The 15199-nt window shown below is 59.4% G+C and carries 14 protein-coding genes and 2 rRNA genes; 14 read left to right on the forward strand and 2 right to left on the reverse strand.

The window, feature by feature from the left end:
- The 13 genes from KQI84_11200 to KQI84_11260 form a co-directional block, all read left to right on the forward strand.
- A 23S ribosomal RNA gene (locus KQI84_11200) occupies positions 1 to 424 on the forward strand; the annotation flags it as partial.
- A 101-nt stretch (positions 425 to 525) separates the two neighbouring features.
- A 5S ribosomal RNA gene (gene rrf / locus KQI84_11205) occupies positions 526 to 641 on the forward strand.
- 192 nt (positions 642 to 833) lie between these two features.
- A complete protein-coding gene (locus tag KQI84_11210) occupies positions 834 to 1352 on the forward strand; it encodes an adenine phosphoribosyltransferase (protein MCB2155444.1) in 519 nt (172 codons plus the stop codon).
- Positions 1345 to 2271 (forward strand): SGNH/GDSL hydrolase family protein, encoded by a 927-nt coding sequence (locus tag KQI84_11215; protein MCB2155445.1) that lies wholly within the window; start codon positions 1345 to 1347, stop codon positions 2269 to 2271. The genes KQI84_11210 and KQI84_11215 overlap by 8 nt, the downstream gene beginning before the upstream one ends.
- 146 nt (positions 2272 to 2417) lie before the next feature.
- Positions 2418 to 3866, forward strand: coding sequence for an aldehyde dehydrogenase EutE (locus KQI84_11220; GenBank protein ID MCB2155446.1), 1449 nt, complete (start codon positions 2418 to 2420; stop codon positions 3864 to 3866).
- 215 nt (positions 3867 to 4081) lie between these two features.
- Complete coding sequence (locus KQI84_11225; GenBank protein MCB2155447.1) at positions 4082 to 5026, forward strand: helix-turn-helix domain-containing protein; 945 nt, start codon at positions 4082 to 4084, stop codon at positions 5024 to 5026.
- A complete protein-coding gene (locus KQI84_11230) occupies positions 5016 to 5969 on the forward strand; it encodes an acyl-CoA desaturase (GenBank protein MCB2155448.1) in 954 nt (317 codons plus the stop codon). Before KQI84_11225 ends, KQI84_11230 begins: the two co-directional genes overlap by 11 nt.
- The gene (locus KQI84_11235) at positions 5966 to 6733 is read left to right on the forward strand and encodes an SDR family NAD(P)-dependent oxidoreductase (protein ID MCB2155449.1); all 768 of its coding nucleotides are present in this window, start codon (positions 5966 to 5968) and stop codon (positions 6731 to 6733) included. The genes KQI84_11230 and KQI84_11235 overlap by 4 nt, the downstream gene beginning before the upstream one ends.
- Entirely contained in the window at positions 6730 to 7977 is a 1248-nt protein-coding gene (locus KQI84_11240) for an FAD-dependent oxidoreductase (GenBank protein ID MCB2155450.1), read from the forward strand. The genes KQI84_11235 and KQI84_11240 overlap by 4 nt, the downstream gene beginning before the upstream one ends.
- Positions 7977 to 8753 carry a DUF1365 domain-containing protein gene (locus KQI84_11245; protein MCB2155451.1) on the forward strand — a complete coding sequence of 259 codons (777 nt, stop codon included), beginning with the start codon at positions 7977 to 7979 and terminating at the stop codon, positions 8751 to 8753. Before KQI84_11240 ends, KQI84_11245 begins: the two co-directional genes overlap by 1 nt.
- On the forward strand, positions 8750 to 10021 hold the full coding sequence (locus tag KQI84_11250) for a cyclopropane-fatty-acyl-phospholipid synthase family protein (GenBank protein MCB2155452.1): 1272 nt from the start codon (positions 8750 to 8752) through the stop codon (positions 10019 to 10021). Before KQI84_11245 ends, KQI84_11250 begins: the two co-directional genes overlap by 4 nt.
- On the forward strand, positions 10018 to 10569 hold the full coding sequence (locus KQI84_11255; protein MCB2155453.1) for a DUF2878 domain-containing protein: 552 nt from the start codon (positions 10018 to 10020) through the stop codon (positions 10567 to 10569). Before KQI84_11250 ends, KQI84_11255 begins: the two co-directional genes overlap by 4 nt.
- Positions 10570 to 10705: 136 nt before the next feature.
- Positions 10706 to 11959: a L,D-transpeptidase family protein gene (locus KQI84_11260; protein MCB2155454.1), complete on the forward strand. Its 1254-nt coding sequence runs from the start codon at positions 10706 to 10708 to the stop codon at positions 11957 to 11959.
- Here the strand turns inward: KQI84_11260 and KQI84_11265 are convergent, their stop codons facing one another.
- The gene (locus KQI84_11265; GenBank protein MCB2155455.1) at positions 11960 to 12781 is read right to left on the reverse strand and encodes a hypothetical protein; all 822 of its coding nucleotides are present in this window, start codon (positions 12779 to 12781) and stop codon (positions 11960 to 11962) included.
- A gap of 44 nt (positions 12782 to 12825) precedes the next feature.
- Here KQI84_11265 and KQI84_11270 point away from each other — a divergent pair, with 44 nt between their 5' ends.
- Positions 12826 to 14286, forward strand: coding sequence for an oligosaccharide flippase family protein (locus KQI84_11270; protein MCB2155456.1), 1461 nt, complete (start codon positions 12826 to 12828; stop codon positions 14284 to 14286).
- Positions 14287 to 14295: 9 nt separating this feature from the next.
- Here the strand turns inward: KQI84_11270 and KQI84_11275 are convergent, their stop codons facing one another.
- Positions 14296 to 15189 (reverse strand): S1/P1 nuclease, encoded by an 894-nt coding sequence (locus KQI84_11275; protein MCB2155457.1) that lies wholly within the window; start codon positions 15187 to 15189, stop codon positions 14296 to 14298.
- Between the last annotated feature and the right edge of the window lie 10 nt (positions 15190 to 15199).

Raw genomic sequence — 15199 nt, forward strand, 5'->3', positions numbered from 1 at the left:
ATCGACGGGGAGGTTTGGCACCTCGATGTCGGCTCATCACATCCTGGGGCTGTATCAGGTCCCAAGGGTTTGGCTGTTCGCCAATTAAAGTGGTACGTGAGCTGGGTTCAGAACGTCGTGAGACAGTTCGGTCCCTATCTGCTGTGGGCGTAGGATATTTGAGGGGTTCTGACCCTAGTACGAGAGGACCGGGTTGGACGAATCTCTGGTGTTCCGGTTGTGCCGCCAGGTGCATCGCCGGGTAGCTATATTCGGATCCGATAACCGCTGAAAGCATCTAAGCGGGAAGCGGGCCCCAAGATAAGATATCCCTTGGCTTATGCCACTAAAGAGTCCTGGAAGACTACCAGGTTGATAGGCGGGATGTGGAAGCGCAGCAATGCGTGGAGCTGACCCGTACTAATCACTCGTGAGGCTTGGTGGATTATTTTTCCGCCATCGCCGCAATTCTCTCAATACAATCCGTGCACTTCGATTGCTCGGTACACGCATCTTTTCTACGCACATGGAAATTGTCTCAAAACTTTTGGCGACAATAGGGCGAGGGTCACACCCGTACCCATTCCGAACACGGCAGTTAAGCCTCGCTCCGCCGATGGTACTGCGCTCTCTGGGCGTGGGAGAGTAGGTAATCGCCAAATCCTTCGAAAATCGCCCCGCTGGGAACCCCTTCCCGCGGGGCGATTTTCTGTTTTTACTTCACGTACCGGCGGCACAGCACAGTGACCGCTGCGAGCTATTCGTCCCATCCCCCCGCCTTTCCGCTCTTGCGCCTGATCGACCCTCCGCGCAATCTCGCTCCAGTGACCAACCAACACGGAGCGCGCTCACCCATGGACATTGCCAGTAAACTTCGCACCATCCCCGATTTCCCCAAGCCAGGTATTCAATTCAAAGATATCACGCCCCTGCTGGGCGATCCCGCGGCATTCAACGCGGTCATTTTCGGAATCGCCGAACGCTATCACGCCGCGGGTCTCACGAAGATCGTTGGAATCGAATCGCGTGGATTCATCTTTGGCGCGGCCCTCGCGCATGCGCTTGGACTTGGATTCGTCCCGGTCCGCAAAGCCGGCAAACTCCCCGCCGATGTTTTTACCGAGTCATACGCGCTCGAGTACGGCGAGGCGACCGTCGAACTGCACAAAGACGCGCTCTCCGCCGATGATCGTGTTCTGATCGTCGACGATCTGTTGGCAACCGGCGGGACACTGGAAGCCGCGGCGAAACTTGTCCAGAAATCCGGCGCCCAGATCGCCGGGATGTGGCTTCTCATCGAGCTCGCGTTCCTGAAAGGCCGTGACCGCCTGAAGGACTTCGAAATCCACTGTGAAGTCGTGATCGATGATTAATCGATCTTCCAGAAAGTCCGCGCATTGGCTCGCGGTCATTCTTGTCTTGGCTGTCTGCACGGTCGCGACTCTGCGAGCAAACGGAGAAGGCGGGAAGCAAGCATCTCGCGCCGATACGTACCGTGTACTACTCGTCGGCGATAGTTGGGCCGAGCATCTCTGGAATGCAGAGTCCCTTCGGACAGTCTTCGCCGAAAACGGCTACACCGGAATTCTGGAGAAGGGCGATAAGACCGCGATCGGCGGAACAACGGCTTCCGAATGGCAAACAGAGCCATTCCTTCTGATGATCGATGATGAACTGGACGAGAATCCATCGATCGATATCGTGCACATCAGTCTTGGCGGAAACGATCTTCTGGCCGGCCAGGCTGGGAACGGCTGGTCGGCGGATCTCAGCGATGAGGATGAGCAGGCGCTCTTCGATCGCATCGTGGGCGACATCGATACCGTGGTGGATCGGGCGCTCGACGCGCGGCCGGATGTCCAGGTTCTCCTGACGGCGTACGACTATCCGAACTTCGAGGACTCACTCGACGGCTCGGAGTATTCCTGCTGGCTGATCTGGCTCAACGCCGGACATCCCACGACGCTCGAACTGAACAACGCGCTGATCGGTCTCGAGGCGGAAATCACCGCCTATGCAGCGACCAAGGATCGAGTGACGTTCGTCAGCACGCTCGGACTGATGCAGTACTGGTACGGTTATCCCTCCCAGAACATCGATCCGTTCACCATCACCCCGCCTGGCGACCCGTCGTTGCCGACTCCTCCCGAGGCCATGGACAGCGATGGCGACGACTGCATTCACATCAGCGATCAGGGCTATTACTACATGGCGCTGAATTGCTTCGACAAGTTCTACAAAGATGCTCTCGGTCCGAGGCCGGCAGCACCCGCGGGATTCCTGGTGTACTAGCCGCACCCACTTGACCCGGCTCCACTTCGCCCTTGAGTCCTCGGGCTTTGCTTTCCTACTCTGGCGGGTCGCAGGCTCTGACCCACAGGAGATGGACCGTGAATTCGGAACAGATTCAATCGATCGTCGAAGAAGTCGTAGGACGGATGGTGAAGGGCGGCTCGTTGCCGCGCGCGAATGGATCCTCCGGCGGGGGAGCGGCCCCACGGCCGGCCTCGCCTCCATCGCCCATCTATCCGAAGTACAATCCGCCGACCGACAGTGGCCCGACGGGCGACTACGGCGTCTTTCCCGATATGGATGCCGCCATCGAGGCAGGCGAGCGCGCGTTCTATGCGCTGCGCGAGAAGTCCGTCGCCGATCGCGAAACGTACATCTCCGTGCTGCGCGAAGTGGGTCTGCGCGAAGCACGTCGCTGGGCCGAGATGACCGTGGCCGAAACCGGCATGGGTCGTGTGCCGCACAAGATGATTAAGTTCGACGTGGTCTGCAAGAAGACGCCCGGCACCGAGGACCTGGCGCCGTGGGCGCGTACCGGCGACCGCGGCCTGGTGCTCGAAGAGCCCGCACCCTACGGGTTGATTGCCGCCGTCACGCCGAGCACACATCCCGTGCCGACATTGATTAACAACGCGATCTCGATGATCGCGGGAGGTAACACGGCCGTCTTCAATCCGCATCCCGCCGGCAAGGCCGTTTTCGCCGATGCCGTGCGAACTCTGAATCGCGCGATGATGCAGGCTGGCGCTCCGCCGAACCTGATCGTCTGTATTGCCGAACCGACAATCGAATCCGCGGGCGTGATGTTTAACCATCCAAAGACTCGTATCATCATGGTGACTGGCGGCCCCGGTGTCGTGAAAGCCGCTCTGGCCGTTCCCAAGAAATCGATCACCGCCGGACCGGGGAATCCCCCCGTCGTTGTGGATGAAACGGCGGACATCGACAACGCCGCACATTGCATTACGGAGGGCGGCGGATTCGATAACAACGTCCTCTGCATTGGCGAGAAGGAAGTCTTCTGTGTCGAAAGCGTCTTTGAACAATTGCGCGAAGCGATGCGTCGCAAGGGCAACGTCGAACTGACGCGCCAGCAGATCGATCAGTTGGCGGAAAAGGCGTTCATTCGCAAAGGCGATTCGGTCATCACGAATCGCGATCTCGTCGGGAGAAACGCGCGTGTGCTTGCCGAAACGATCGGCATGACCGGCGTCGGCGACGATGTTCCGCTGCTCTTCGGCGAAGTCGAATTCGATCACCTTTGGGTGCAGGAAGAACAACTCATGCCCTTCATGCCACTCGTTCGTTGCAAGGACGTTTGGGAGGCCATCGATATGGCCATCGAAGCCGAGCACGGCTATCGTCATACGGCATGCATGCACAGCCGGAACATCGAGAACATGTCGGTGATGGCGAAGCGATGCGATGCATCGATCTTCGTCAAGAACGGTTCCAGCGCCCAGGGCCTGGCGGCCGGCGGCGAGGGCTACACCAGCTTCTCGATCGCCTCGCCGACGGGCGAGGGCCTGACCAGCGCCCGCACCTTCACCCGCAAGCGCCGCTGTACCCTGGTGGACTCTTTCCGCATCGTGTAGCTGCTGACTCACAGATCCGTATTCCTTCAGGGGGCGAGCCAGACACTTGGTTTGCCCCCTTTTTCTATACACAACGCCAGTTTGTCCAGGTTTTGAATCGTCTAATTCGACAAAATCAGTCAAAGCGTTCATATTTTCCTTGCCAAGCGGTCGGTCGCCATGCTCCACGTACGACCAGACTTGATGGCGATAACGCCAAGAAAACTGGACATCAAATGGTGCTGACCCCAGACAACATGATCTCAAGGCCTCAAGAGACTGAGAAAGTCCTGACAACCAGAAAGCTGGCCGATGCCCTTGGCATCAGCGAATCCTCAATCAAACGATGGGCGGATGGTGGGAAGATCCGCGCTATTCGGACGCCGGGTGGCCATCGCCGGATTCCACTTACGGAAGCCGTTCGTTTCACCCGTGAAACAGATCTGGAGTTCGTGAATCCCGAACTGATCGGCCTGGCTCCGCGCCTGTCTTCCCCCCAGCGGGCGGATGCAGAGGAACTCTTCTACGCCGCCCTGGTCGAAGGGGCAGAGCAGGACGCGAATGCGCTCCTGATTTCGCTCTTCCTCGAAGGCCGCTCAGTGGCGGAGCTGATCGACGGACCGGTCTCGGGGACGCTCGCCCGGATCGGCGAACTCTGGAAGCACAAGGGCGAAGGCATCTACATCGAACACCGCGCCACCGAGATCCTGCTGCGTATTCTGCGACGGATCTACGATCTGCTGCCGGTGCCGGCGGCGGATGCTCCGAAGGCTTTCGGTTGTGCCCCGGCCGGCGACGTATACCAGGTTCCGACCTTTGCCGTGGCGATGGTCTTTCGCGAGATGCGCTGGCAGGACACAAACTTCGGCCCGGACGTTCCGTGGAAAGTTCTCGCCCTGGCGGTCGAGCAATTCAAACCGGGCGCCGTCTGGCTGGCCATCAGCGGTCGCGCTGAAGAGAACCTCGAGCTCGGGGATCCCGTGCGCGAGATGACGGATCTGGCAGATCGACTTGCCGGCTGGAACGGTGCGCTCTACTGCGGTGGACGCGGTCTGCCGGCAGGCCTCGATTCGACTTCGCACTCAAACATCTACCGACTCCACTCCATGACCCGCCTCGCTCAAACGGCCGGCGATCAATTCAGCAAACTCACAAAGGGAGGTGCCGACGATGAAGCGTAGTCTTCTCGGGTGGCTTGATAATTCCGCATACCAAGGCGCGGCCGAAAGCGATTCCAGCGACCGCGTCGATTGGATTCGTACCGCCCCATTCTGGGCGATGCACATCGCGTGTCTCGCCGTTCTCTGGGTGGGCTGGAGCCCCGTTGCCGTGGGCGTGGCGATCGCTTTGTACTTCGTTCGCATGTTCGCGATCACGGGTTTCTACCACCGCTACTTCTCGCACCGCACATTCAAGACATCGCGCTGGTTTCAGTTTGTGATGGCGGTTTGGGGAAACACGTCGTGCCAACGCGGTCCCCTCTGGTGGGCGGCCCACCATCGGCATCACCACCGACACTCCGATCAAGAGGACGACGTTCACTCTCCGCATCAGCATGGCCTGCTGTGGAGCCACATGCTCTGGATCACGACTCCGCGCAACTTCGCGACGGACATGAAGCAGGTCAAGGATCTGACGAAGTACCCCGAGTTGCTCTGGCTGGATCGTTACGATTGGGTCGTCCCTGTCGTGTTTGCAGGCGCAATGTTCGGACTGGGCGCCGGGCTCAATGCCCTTGCGCCCGGCCTTGGAACAAGTGGGCTGCAGATGCTCGTGTGGGGGTTCTTTGTCTCCACGGTCGTGCTGTTCCACGGAACGTGTCTGATCAATTCACTCGCTCACATGATCGGAAAGAAGCGATTCGACACAGACGATCACAGCCGCAACAGCCTGTTGCTCGCGTTCATTACGTTGGGCGAAGGCTGGCACAACAACCATCACCATTATCCGGCAGCAACGCGCCAGGGCTTCTACTGGTGGGAGTTCGATCCGACCTATTACACGCTGAAGCTGCTGAGCTTTGCTGGTCTGATCTCCGAGCTGAAGCCTGTTCCGGAACGCATTCTGGAGGAAGGTCTTTCCGCGCGGAGACGCGTCGCCGCCGGTAGCGAGGTGCTGCAATGAGCAAGCGATACTTCATGGGACGACGCATCTGGATCACCGGTGCGTCTACCGGAATCGGTGCAGCCTGCGCAAAGGAGTTTGCTCGCCGCGGCGCATACGTTGCCCTCTCTGCACGCAGCGAAGAGAAACTCTCGAAACTTGCAAAAGCACTGGGGCCCAGGGCTTTTGCCGCACCGTGCGATGTGACGGACAAAGAATCGCTCAAGGAAGTGGTAGCCCGGATTACCAACAAGATGGGTGGCATCGATACGGCCTTCTTGAATGCGGGAACATGGCAGGACATGGATCTGGATCAGTTCGATTCCGCTCTCTTCGAGCACATCATGACCGTGAATTACCTTGGTCTCGTCCACGGAATCGAAGCCGTCCTGCCGGAACTGATGCGCAGCAAGAGTGGCCATCTTGTCGGAATGAGTAGCTCGGTGGCCTATCGCGGCATGCCGCGCGCGGAAGCATACTGCGCATCGAAGTCTGCGGTGCGCGCGATGCTGCAGGGACTTCGGTGCCAACTGAAGCCGCACGACATCCCGACGACCATTGTGATGCCGGGATTCGTCAAGTCGCCCCTCACCGACCGAAATGACTTCGCGATGCCCTTCCTGATGGAGACCAGCGATGCCGCTCGAATCATTGCCGATGGCATCGCGAAGCGGCGCAGCGAAATCAAGTTTCCGTGGCAGTTTATCCTGATGATGAAGCTGATGGCGCACTTGCCGGATTCTACCTATACGGCGTTGATGACCAGAATGGCGGTAAGCAAATGAGAATCGCAATCGTCGGATCAGGAATTTCCGGACTCGTCTGTGCGCATTTGCTGCATGGCGAACATGACCTCACGATCTTCGAAGCGAACGGTTACATCGGTGGTCATACTAACACCGTAGATGTAGACGCCGAAGATGGGCAGCACGCTGTCGATACGGGCTTTATTGTCTTCAACGATTGGACCTACCCGAATTTCATCAAGCTGATCGATCAACTCGGCGTTGAGTCCCAGACAAGCGATATGAGCTTCAGCGTGCGCAACGAGATGAACGGCCTGGAGTACAATGGAACCAATCTGAACGGCTTGTTCTCCCAGCGCATGAATGCCCTGCGTCCTTCTTTCCACCGGATGATCTTCGACATCCTCCGTTTCAACAAGGAGGCGACCAGGCTTGCCAGCAATGGCGTGGGTAAGGAGGCAATGACGCTTGGGGAATTCGTTGCGCATGAGAACTTCTCGCCCGAATTCCTGGAGCACTATCTGATTCCGATTGGCTCATCGATCTGGTCTGCCAATCCGCAACACTTCGATCAGATGCCGGCGAAGTACCTTGCTGGATTCCTTCGAAACCACGGGATGCTCTCGGTCAACGATCGCCCGAAGTGGCGTGTTATCAAGGGCGGTTCCTCGCGCTACGTGGACAAAATCATTCGGCCTTTTGAGGATCGAATTCGCCTGAAAACCCCCGTGCAGAAAATCCGACGCGCAGAGGATGGCGTCTGGATTTCGAGTGCAAGAGGTGAGGAGCGATTCGATCGAGTGATCATTGCCGCCCACAGCGACCAGGCTCTTCGGATGCTCGAAGACCCCACCGATGCAGAGCGCGAAGTCCTTGGTGCAATCCCATACCAGCCGAATCGGACTGTGTTGCACACGGATGCGCGCATGATGCCGAAACTGCGGCGATCTTGGGCAGCCTGGAACTATCACGTAACTTCGCCGGAACGAAAGACGGCGGCGATTACTTACAACATGAACATTCTCCAGAGTTTGCGCACAGAGCAGACGTACTGCGTGACACTGAACCGCGAAAACGAAATCGATCCAACTCGGAGGCTTCGAGCTTTCGACTACGATCACCCGATCTACACGCCCGCAGGCACTCGAGCGCAGCAGCGTTGGGAAGAAGTTAATGGCGTACGCGATACGTTCTTCTGCGGCGCTTACTGGGGCTACGGATTCCACGAAGACGGGGTGAAGAGCGCTCTGCGCGTCTGTCACGCCTTCGGGAAGGAACTGTGATGCATAGCGCGATCTTCGAAGGCTGGGTGCGCCACCGACGGTTCGAACCTGTCGAGCACGCCTTCCGGTACAAGATGTTCATGATGTACCTGGATCTTGCAGAGCTCCCGCAGCTCTTCGACGGGATGCGGCTGTGGTCTGCCCGCAGGGCTGCCCTTGCGCGCTTTTCTCGCGCGGATCACGTCGGCGATCCAAACGAACCCCTGGATCAGACCATTCGTGACCTTGTCGAGGAGAGTGGCGCGCCACGCCCTCGGGGTCCGATCCGTTTGCTGACGCATCTGCGATACTTCGGCTACATCTTCAATCCGGCTTCTTTCTATTACTGTTTCGACGAGAGCGGTGAAAACGTCGACGCGATTGTCACCGAGATCACGAATACCCCATGGGGGGAGCGTCACTGTTACGTTCACCCCAGGGGCGACAATGAGGGAACGGAGAAGCGCAAGGTCTTCCGTTTCGACAAGGACTTCCACGTCTCTCCCTTCATGGAGATGGAACACCGGTATGAATGGCGATTCATGGATCCGGCGAAGAACATCCTGATTCACATGGAAAACCACAAGGGAGATCGAACGATCTTCGACGCCACAATGAACCTGGAGCGCCATGAAATTACGCCAGGCGCTCTGAACCTTCGACTGATCAAGTACCCCTTCATGACGATGCAGGTTATTGCAGGCATTTACTGGAATGCCCTGCGGCTGCGCATGAAGGGCGCCACATTCCACACGCATCCCAAGAAAAGAACTCAACTTTCGGAGTCCAGATCATGAGTGAAAGCATTATCCCCAATCTTACCAAGACACGTTTGAGTGCGCGACTTCCTTTCCTGCAGAAGATCGCTCGCCAGAAAATCCTCGCGACGCTTGCGAAGATCACCGAAGGGCAACTAACAGTCGAAGACGAATTCGGGACCGATACATTTGGTCAGCCCGGAGGCTTGCAGGCCACCCTTCGCGTTCACGATACGCGATTCTATTCCATGTCCGCTTACGAGGGAAGTGTCGGCGCGGGTGAAGCCTACATGAGGCGCTACTGGTCGGCCGACGACTTGACGACTCTCGTGCGTCTGTTCGTTCGGAATCGCGAAGTCCTTGAATCGGTCGATGGCGGTGCATCGAGAATCGGGAAGTCGATCCTCGGTTTCTTCCACAAACTGCGCCAGAACTCGATCGAAGGAAGTCGCCGCAACATCGAGGCGCATTACGATCTTGGCAACGAGTTCTACGAACTCTTCCTCGACAAGACGATGACCTATTCGTCCGGCTTCTTCGAATCGGAAGAGGCGACGCTGGAAGAAGCCTCCATCGCGAAGATCGATCGGCTATGCCAAAAGCTCGACCTGCAGCCGACCGATCACGTTCTCGAAATCGGAACCGGCTGGGGCAGCTTTGCAATCCACGCCGCGCGCGAATACGGATGCCGGGTTACAACGACCACGATCTCGCAGGAGCAATTCAACTACGCCGTCAACGCAGTCCGCGAGGCAGGTCTGCAGGATCGGGTCGAGATTCTCTTCAAAGACTACCGTCGCCTCGAGGGGCAGTACGACAAGATCTGCTCCATCGAGATGATTGAAGCTGTCGGTTGGCAGTACTACGAGACCTTCATGGAACAATGCTGCAAGCTCCTGAAGCCCGATGGGCTTTGCGCCATGCAGGCAATCACGATTCGTGACGATGTGTATGAAAGTGCGCGTCGATCCGTGGACTTTATCCAGCGCTACGTCTTCCCTGGCAGTTGCATTCCGTCGACGACGGCCTTGCTGCAGGCGGCAACAAACGTCGGAGACATGAAGATGGTTCACTTCGAGGATTTCGCACCGCACTACGCGCGAACGTTGCGCATGTGGCGCGAGCGTTTCTTCCAGCGCCTCGGCGAGGTCCGCGGACTTGGCTTCAGCGAGGAGTTCATCCGCCTGTGGGACTACTACCTCTGCTACTGCGAAGGTGGTTTCCTGGAGCGCAACATCGCGGTGACCCAGATGACATTCGCCCGGCCGGCGAATCGTCGCGATCCAATCCTGGCGGAGATCAGATGAAGAACGCACTGAACTTCCTGCTCTTTCAGGCGGCCTGGTGGCCGAGCGTTCTCGGGGCGGCGGCAGGGCATTATTGGATTGGCCTGCCGCTCGTCCTTCTCTGTGCCGTCGTTCGTATTGCTCAGGCGAGCGACCCGCGAGGAGAGACGCGTCTGCTGCTGGCCATCACGGGGGGAGGGATCATTTTGGATTCGGCACTGGCGCTTGCGGGTGTCTTCGAGCCGCGTGGTGCCCTCGGGCCGGCGTGGATCTGTCCGCCGTGGTTGGCAGGTTTGTGGTTGGCCTTCGCAACGACACTGCGCGGCTCACTCGGTTGGCTGAGAGGGCGCCCGATCCTGGCCGCTGTCCTTGGCGCTCCGGGCGGCGCGTTCTCCTACCTGGCGGGCGCCCGCCTCGGGGCCCTGGACTTCCCGGAGACCGTTTGGCCGTCACTCGCTGTTCTCTTCGTCGTTTGGGCGGTGGTCTTTCCGCTGACGATGATGGTCAGCGAGCGCTGCGAGGCGTGCAATCGGGGCGAAGAATGCGAACTTCAGTCGCTCGAATCATGAATCTGTCGCACTTCAATCTTGACGTTGTTCCGTGCGGGCCTTTTTGACTCGGGGAGCAAGCCCGCGTCGGCTCCTTTTTTTCCAACTCACGCTCCCGTTGGCCGACGCAAACTCCCGTTCTTGAGAGGTTTGTCCCATGAGGCGCATGGATCCCCTGAAGCAAATTGCCATCGTTTTCGTCGTGTTCGTTGCGCTCGGCGCCGTCGTTGTCGTTTACGGCCTGAAGCGCGGCACGACGCCCGCCGAGCAGCGCCCCGGCGCAGATCAGCAGATGGCACTCGCACGGAAATTCCTGCAGCAGGATCAGCCGGACAAGGCACTGGCAGTGATCGATGAACTGCGAGGCGAAGACGGCACCGCCAAGCTGGGCCAGGATGCCCAGTTGGTGAACATCATGGCGCTGGCCGAAACGGGCCGCCAGGATGAGGTCGTCGTCGCTGCCGAGCAGTATCTGGACGAATTCCCTGATGCCCCCTCACGCACGACTGTCGAATTGCATCGCCTGTCTGCGGAGGTCGCCACGGCAGGGCTGTCGAAGCCGGGTCTGCTGAAGACCGTCGAAGACTTCATCGACGAGCACCCCGATCACCCCGGAACGGGACAACTCAAGCTTGCATTGGCCGAGCAGCAACTTGCGCTCGGCGACAATGCCGCCGCGCGTCGCCGCCTGACGCGCCTCGTTTCCACCGATGGGCTTTCCCCGGATGTCGAGCGCCGCGTTCGCCAGCACCTGGGCGAGATGAATCTCAAGTCGCTGATGCGCGGCCAGAGCGGCACCGGCCAGGACGCCATTTACACCGTGGAGCGCGGCGACGCGATATACGACATCGCTCGCGCGCACGATCTGACGCCCGAATTGCTGATGGAAGCCAACAACATCGACGATCCCCGCAAGCTGCGCGTCGGCCAGACCCTGGTGATTCCGTCGGTTGACTTCTCCCTCGTCTGCGACATCGCAGAGAACGAGATGACCCTGTATAACCACGGCGAGTTCGTGAAGAGCTATCCCGTCCGCACCGGCCGCGTCGCCGGCACCACGCCGACCGGCGACTACAAGATTCTGAACAAGAAGGAAAACCCCGTCTGGCGGCCCGGCGACGGGCGCGTCTACACCGCCGGCGATCCGAACAATGAACTTGGCACGCGCTGGATGGCCTTCGAGGGCGATATCCTCGGCATTCACGGCACGATTCATCCCGAAACCGTCGGCGAGTACGCCAGCAACGGCTGCATCGGATTGGCAAAGGAAGATGTCGAGGAACTCTTCGACCTGCTGACGATTGGGACTCCGCTGCGCATCACCGGACAGCAGGATCTTACGCGCCACAAGGTCATTCAGGCGGGCGAGATTCCGCCGCCGCAGCAGGATCGCAAGATCGCGTCGCGCTGATCACAGCGCGCCAAAACACTGGCCGAATATCGGGGCCGGCAATCGTTTCAGCCTTTCGGCAACGGTGCCGGCCCCTTTCAGTCCCAGGCAGAAGACCGGCTCGCTGGCGATCGTGACAAGGTTTGCGCCGGCCAGCGCCTTCGCCAGGATCTCCAACTCCGAACGGCCAAAGGCCGCACTCCATTCCTCTTCCGTCCACAGGCGAATCGCGTCGTCGTCCTCGCGCGCGGTCGCAAAATCCAGATCGAAGTCCACCCACAGGCTGCCCGTTCGCAGTGCGCGATCCAGGCGCGCCTGCAGGCGCCAGGCCTTTGCGCTATCGGCGTCGAGCCCCGCTTTCCACTCGCTCAACGTAGAGTAGCTCCACATCTCGTGACGGCGATCACGGTGATCGGTGTAGGCGCCATCGTCGCCGGGAAAGCGATGGTAGTCGTGGACGAAGAACGTCGCGACATCCGCCGCCAGGCCGAACTGCAGCGCGCTGATCACCCAGCCGCCATCGTCGTGGCGCTGGTCGTTTGCGACTGCATGCACGGAATCCAGATCCGTCAGTTGCGCGGCTTCGTGAGCCCAAGGGCGGGGGCGCTCGCCGACGTCCGGGTGAGCATCGAACCGAAAGAGCAGCGGCGGTTCTTCACCGAACAGGCCTTGCTGCTGCGCCGCCCACGCCGCCACCAGCACCGCGCGATGATCCTCCATCGCCATGGTGGGCGGCTCGTCGCAGACCCGGCGGAAGTTCATGTACTGGCTCAGCCGCCCGAGCGGCGTCAGTCCCTCGGGGCGCCCTCCGAACATCGGCTTCGAATTGTCGTTCGCCATCATGGCAGTCCTTGACGTTGTTGGCCGTTCGCGGTGTCGATGGCCGCATGATTTCTTCGGACGACAGCGCTCGCGGGCAAGACGCTGCAGGGCCGGCCACGGCCCTTCGCGCGAAAGCTGTGCGCGGACTCAAGTTCGCTTCTTTCGGGACCGTTGGCAAGACCGCCGTGGACATGGCGGCGCAATTGGTGCTCGTTCGCGTTCTGGCCGAGGAGCATTTCGGTGTTTTCGCCATCGCCCAGGCATTGACCGGGTTCATCAGTTGCTTCAGTGAAGTCTCCGGTCTCAAGTTTCTGATTCGCGACAAGGACGACGATCGCCGGGCGGTCTCTACGGTCTTCTGGTTCGAGCTGTCACTTGGTCTTCTCGTCGCGGGCGCGTGGGCGATCGCCTGTGCTCCGCTGCTTGAGTTCCTTGGCAAGCCCGAGCAGATTCCCTTCGCCCGGGCATTGGCAATCTGGATCGTCGCCGAGCGGTTGATGCTACCTCGGGCTGTGCTCGATCGGGCACTTCGATTTGGACGAGTGAATCTCGCGCAATTCAGCGGCGTCGCCATCGGCAGCGGCGCCCTGGTTGTTTCTGCGCTCGCTGGGCTCGGAGCCTGGACATTCATCGTTGGCTTGATCGCCCGCACTGTTGCCACCGCCACATTCATGTGGATTGCGGCGGGATTCGTTCCACTTCTTGCTTTCGATCGGGAGACTCTCCGCAGGCTGTTCGTTTTTGGCGGGCCGCTGATGTTCACGACGGCGCTGACATTCGCCTACACGAACGTCGACTACCTGATTGTCGAACAAGCCGTTGGCTATACGATGGTCGGCTTGTACTATGCGGCGTATCGCTATCCCCACTATCTGAATCAGTTCAACGTGATCCTCACGGGCGTCGTGTTTCCCTCCTTCACGAAGACGCGGGACGATGCACACCTTGCTCGCGGGCTCCGGCTTGTAACGCGATATGCGGCGGTGATTGCATTCCTTCCCGTCATCTTGATGTGGACGGAAGGCGATGCGCTAATCCGATGGCTGATTGGCGAGAAGTGGATTCCTGCGCTCTTCCCATTCCAGTGTTTCACGACGCTTGCGGCCATGCGCCTGGCGTTCGTGCATTGGGGGCAGGTCTATATTGCGCGCGGGCGGACAAAGGCATTGCTTGGGATCAGCATCGTGAATCTGCCGTTGATCGCGGGCAGCGCGTGGTTGGGCGTTCGACTCGCGGGTATCGAAGGCGCCGCAATCGGCGTCACGGCAGCGTCATTGGCAACGTTGGCGTTCTGCTGCAATGTGCTGCTGAAGCGCCTTCTCAAATTCTCTTACGGCGAAGCGCTTTCGCCGGTCATCTACGCGACATTGGCTTCGCTGCTCGTATTGATCGCGGGGAGATACGTCACGCCCGCAACAGACATCGGCGCCGCCGTGCGTCTGATCGCCGGCGGCGCCGTGTATGGTCTTGTGATTTTGGGGCTGTGCGCTTCCGAAATTCGGCGCGTATTAGGCAAGGCAGCTTAGGCGTCCTTACTACGATCCAATCTCGACATCGCCCTGCGGCCAGTCTGGCCGTTCCTCCGCGTTCGCTGCGGTCTCGAAATCTGGAAACAAATGATTCAGGATCATCGCCAGGCGCAGACCGCCTTCGGCCAGTCGGCGCTCGGTCAGCGGCCACATCGCGTCCGCATAACGACCGCCAAGATCCACGCCATTCTCCGTCTGTTCTCCGTACTTCTGCATGCCGGCATATGCGAAGTCGCGGGCGTACTTGTGCGACTCGACCATCCAGTCATATGGTCTTCCGCGCTGCGTGCTGGCAATCCCACCCGGCGTGATCTTCGACTCGATATCTTCGACGATTTCCTCCCGGGACAGGTTGCGGGAGTGCATGATGTTCCAATCCCACACCTTGTGCAGGTTCGTCTCTTCTCCGTTCCAGAGAACCTTAATCTTGTTGCCGCCGAGATCATCGCCAGTTCCGCAGTGCAACGGCTGATGAAGATCGCCGACAAGGTGTACGAGATATTTCAGTGCCTCCTCGCGTTCCTGCTTGGGAAGCTCCGCGTCTTGCACACGGCGCGTCATTTCCTCGACGGCCCAGGCGACGTTTCCACCTTCCTGTTCCATAATGTCGAAGTCAGGCTCATCCAACTCCAGCGCGTAATTGACGTAGTGCCACGGTGCAGTATCGCGACGTTCACGCCGAACCTGATCTGCCCACGTTGACACGTCGGCCAGCGAAACGCCGGGGCCGAGCAGTTCGGCCACGCCTGCCTTCGCCTCGGGCGTCAGGTGGTTCGTTGCCACATCCGCGACAACCCGATGTCCATCGCCGCTCCAGCCGAAGGCAGATCCAACTGCCAGCAGGATAGCCAAAGCCAGTGCGGGAAATACCTTCCTCGTCCCACGATTCTCGATTCTCATAACTGCTCCT

The organism is bacterium, assembly GCA_020444065.1.
GTDB lineage: Bacteria > Sumerlaeota > Sumerlaeia > SLMS01 > JAHLLQ01 > JAHLLQ01.